The sequence below is a fragment of the Parafrankia sp. EUN1f genome, assembly GCF_000177675.1.
Lineage (GTDB): Bacteria > Actinomycetota > Actinomycetes > Frankiales > Frankiaceae > Parafrankia.
The window spans coordinates 1-3,923 of the sequence record NZ_ADGX01000305.1 but is presented as its reverse complement, the minus strand read 5'-3'; the positions used below and the strand labels follow the sequence as shown (position 1 = coordinate 3,923).

General features: G+C 68.0%; 4 protein-coding genes. 3 read left to right on the top strand and 1 reads right to left on the bottom strand.

Annotated elements, in window-relative coordinates; all coding sequences use genetic code 11:
- Positions 1-553: FAD-dependent monooxygenase (locus tag FREUN1FDRAFT_RS38310; RefSeq protein ID WP_006545824.1), on the top strand; the 553-nt coding region annotated here is incomplete at its 5' end.
- 39 nt (positions 554-592) lie between these two features.
- Here the strand turns inward: FREUN1FDRAFT_RS38310 and FREUN1FDRAFT_RS38305 are convergent.
- The gene (locus FREUN1FDRAFT_RS38305) at positions 593-1,999 is read right to left on the bottom strand and encodes a PLP-dependent aminotransferase family protein (RefSeq protein WP_198144589.1); all 1,407 of its coding nucleotides are present in this window, start codon (positions 1,997-1,999) and stop codon (positions 593-595) included.
- Positions 2,000-2,143: 144 nt separating this feature from the next.
- On the opposite strand from FREUN1FDRAFT_RS38305, the gene FREUN1FDRAFT_RS38300 reads away from it, so the two are divergent.
- Complete coding sequence (locus tag FREUN1FDRAFT_RS38300; protein ID WP_083828964.1) at positions 2,144-3,421, top strand: MFS transporter; 1,278 nt, start codon at positions 2,144-2,146, stop codon at positions 3,419-3,421.
- A 6-nt stretch (positions 3,422-3,427) separates the two neighbouring features.
- Positions 3,428-3,838, top strand: coding sequence for an NAD(P)H-binding protein (locus FREUN1FDRAFT_RS48445; RefSeq protein ID WP_083828963.1), 411 nt, complete (start codon positions 3,428-3,430; stop codon positions 3,836-3,838).
- The last annotated feature ends 85 nt before the right edge of the window (positions 3,839-3,923 follow it).

Genomic DNA, 3,923 nt, shown 5'->3' with positions numbered 1-3,923 from the left:
CTTCGCCCTGCAGAGCATGCGCTCGCCGGATGTGAGCCGCCTCTACCTCCAGGTACCACCGGACGAGCCGATCCACCTGCGCAGCGACGAGGAGATCTGGCACGAGCTGGATCTACGCCTTACCGGCGGAACGGGCAAGCTGCCGACCGGGACCATCACGGAACGGGTGCTGGTCGGGCTGCGCGCCCACGTGGAGGAGCACATGCAGTATCGGACCCTGTTCCTCCTGGGCGACGCCGCGCACATCGTGCCGCCGAGCGCCGCGAAGGGGCTGAACATGGCCGTCGCGGACGCCCGCCTGCTCGCCGAGGGACTGGACCACTGGTATCGCTCGGGGCGTCGCGATCTGCTCGACGGCTACCAGAGCCGCTCACTGCGGCGTGCGTGGCATGGGCAGGAGTTCTCCGAGTTCATGACCTCGCTTCTGCACGTCTCGCCCGGAGAGAGCGCGGCCGAGGGCCGGATGAGGCGGGCTCGGCTCGATCTCCTGCGCCGGTCGAGCACGGCCGCGACTGCTTTTGCCGAACAGTACGTCGGACTTTCCCGGCCGTAGGAACAATCGCCGCCGCTGTACCACTCGGGCCACCGGGGGCTATCCAGGCACAAGGTCCACGAACTCCGCGATTCCACGCACGAAGGAATGACTGGGTGGCCGGCCGTAGGCGAGCACAACGGCGTCGTCGGCCCGCTCGCCGGCGATCCGGTAGCTGTCCAGATTGCCGATACCGAGGCCGCGTCGGGCCGCGGACCGCTGCAGCCATCCGGCCTGCACGCCGGCCGGAAGCTCGATAACCGCATGCAGACCGGCGGCAATTCCGCGAACCGTCGCCCCGGGCACCCGCTCCGCCACCATGCCGACCATGTGATCGCGCCGTTGCCGGTAGGCGACTCGCCGTTTACGCAGGTGCGTCGCGAACGCTCCGGATCGCAGCATCGATGCGAGCACGTTCTGGTCGAAGCTTCCGGAGGCGGCGTCACTCAGATACTTGGCCTCGCACACCGGGGAGATCAGATGGGGTGGGAGCACCAGCCAGCCGAGCCGGATTCCGGGTGCCAACGTCTTGCTCACGCTGCCGATATACGCGACCCGGTCGGGGTCCTCGCCCTGCATCGCGCCCAGCGGCCCGCCGTCGTAGAGGAACTCCCCGTCGTAGTCGTCTTCTATGATCAGGCCGTTGGTCCGGCGCGCCCAGGCGAACGCCTCCGCCCGGCGGTCCGGATGCAGTCTCACTCCCAGCGGGAACTGATGGGACGGAGTGAGCACGACCGCCTGCGCGGAAGATGTCCACAGCTGCCCGGTGTCCGCACCCAGCGCGTCCACCGGCAGCGACACCACGTTCAGGCTCGCGCCGGCCACGCGATGATGATCGGCCAGTCCGGGGTCCTCCAACGCCACCGTCCGGGTGCCCGCATCACGCAGAACCCTGCAGATCAGGTCAAGCCCCTGCCGAAATCCGGCGCAGATGACGATGTTCTCGGTGTCGACGGCGAGATTTCTCGACCGCCGGAGGTGATCAGCCACCGCGCTGCGCAGTTCCGGGACGCCCTGTGGGTCCTGATATCCGAGGAAGGATGCCGGTGAGGTGCGGAGAATCTCGCGCAGCGCATTCTGCCACTCGCTCCGCGGGAAGGAGGTCAGATCGGGCTCTCCCGGACGGAAGTCCCAGCGAAGGGCACTCGCTTCCTTTTCCGACCGCGGACGGATGTTTTTCGGGTCCGCACCACCGGTGGCGAGGTCGGCGACCCGCGATCCACCGCCCCGGCTGCTCACCAGGAAACCCTCGCTCACCAGCTGCGTATACGCCGTGCTGATCGTTCCGCGGGAGACACCGAGCTCCGCTGCGAGGATGCGACTCGACGGCAGGCGCGCGCCGGGGCGGAGACGACCGGCCCGGATGGCGTCACGAAGGCCGGCCTCCAACGCGGCCCTCCGACCAAGCTTCGGGTCGAGATCGACCAGGAAGCTGTACGGACCGGGTTTGACCCAGGAAATGGTCACGAGTTTGGACCTTAGCATGAGGCTGGGCACCGATATGGTTTCGTCGTGGAGAATAAGGATGGAGACGAGTGCCAGGCGTCACATCGGGCACCTCCGCTGGCCGGTATCGAGCCGACAGGCGGTATAGAGCCGCGGGCAGTGCCCATGGCCATGGGCAACGGGGATACCACTTCGGCTCGCCGCCCCTCGGCCCGATGGTCCCTCTCCGACCATCGCATCCTTGTTCTCGCGATCACCGCCGGAGCGGTCGCGGCAAATCTTTACTATGGTCAAACTCTTCTGGTCGACATGGCGCAGGGACTCGGTGTCGGCGAGTCCACCATCGGTGCGATCGTGGCATCCACCCAGCTGAGCTATGCGGTCGGTCTGGTGCTGCTGGTTCCGTTGGGGGATGTCGCCGACCGACGGCGGCTGGTTTCGATCCTGCTCGCCGCGACAATGGTCGTCCTCGCCGGCGTCGCCACCGCCCCCAACGCGGCCGTGCTGCTCATCGCCAGCATCATGCTCGGGCTGGTTAACGTCACACCGCAGATCGCGCTCCCGCTGGCGGTCCACCTGAGCAGGCCAGCCGACCGCGGGCGCGTCGCGGGCCAGATCATGACCGGGCTGCTCACCGGAATCCTGCTCTCCAGAACAGTCGCCGGAATCATCGGCGGGCAGTTCGGCTGGCGCACGATGTACGGGTGCGCGGCGGTCTGGACCGCGGTTCTTCTGGTCGCCTGTCGCCGCGCTCTGCCGATATCACCAAAGACCACCGACTGGGCCTACCGGGACCTGGTCGCGAACACGTTCCTCCTCGCGGTTCGGACGCGTGGCCTTCGGCGTCCGATGCTCTACGGATTCCTGGCCTTCGCGGTTCTCACCGGCTTCTGGACCACACTTCCCGCCCGGCTGTCCGGCGCTCCGTTCGAACGCGGGCCCACGGCGGTGGGGCTTATCGCGCTGATCGGGGTCGGCGGTGCCCTGGCAGCGCCACGAGCCGGCCGTATCGCGGATATGGGCCGCGGGCGCCTGGTGACCCTCTGCGGACTCCTGATGATCGCGTCATCTTTCTGTGTTCTCGCCGCCGGCCGCTCGAGCCTGGTGGTACTGGCTCTCGGGGTCGTTCTGCTCGACGTCGGTTACAGCGCGGCCAACAGCGCCAACCAGCAGCGAATATTCGCCAGTGCCGGAGAGACCGCCGCCCGCCTCAACACCATCTACGTCGTGACGCTCTTCGCCGGCGGCACGCTCGGTACGAACGCCGCCCTCGCGATCTGGCAGCAATGGGGCTGGACCGGGGTGTGCCTGTTCGGCGGATTACTGGCCTCTGCCGGCGCCGCGGCGGCAACGACCGATTTCGATTTTCGTGGCCGACGTGTCCGGGGCGACGGGCCGACTCCGTCCGAGATGCCAACGCCGCGTGAACAGTCCGTCAACTGACAAGAAATGGGTGATAGCGCGATGCGTGTTTTTGTGGTCGGTGCCACCGGCGCCGCGGGCAGGCCGCTGGTGGACGCTCTCCTGGCAGCGGGCCACGAGATCACGGCGATGTCTCCGGGCGAACGACTGGACCAGCTGCCTCCCGCCGTACGACGGCTGCGCGCGGGGCTGCTGGACGCCGATCTGGAAGACGTTCTGCCGTCTCGGCTCGCAGGTCACGACGCGGTCGTCAACCTCGCCACGGCGGTACCAGCGGATGATGACGACCCACGAGGGTGGGATCTCGACTCGAGCATCCGCGAGACGGGTTCCCCGCGGTTGGCCAGGCTGGTCGCCCAGGTCGGTGTCCCGGTGCTGGTCCAGCTCAGCGGGCGACGGCGCGGACGTAGCCGAGGTGGCGGCCCTGGTCGGCGGTGAGCGCGTCGATCTCCACCGTGTTGTCGGGGTTGACGGTGCGGTGCCAGTCGAGCCAGCGCAGCCAGCCGTCCGGCATGGTGTCGGC

What these genes read in the sequence shown, in the direction of transcription:
- FREUN1FDRAFT_RS48445 (WP_083828963.1), top strand. Translation starts at nt 3,428, where the DNA reads ATGGGTGATAGCGCGATGCGTGTTTTTGTGGTCGGTGCCACCGGCGCC.
- FREUN1FDRAFT_RS38300 (WP_083828964.1), top strand. Translation starts at nt 2,144, where the DNA reads ATGGCCATGGGCAACGGGGATACCACTTCGGCTCGCCGCCCCTCGGCC.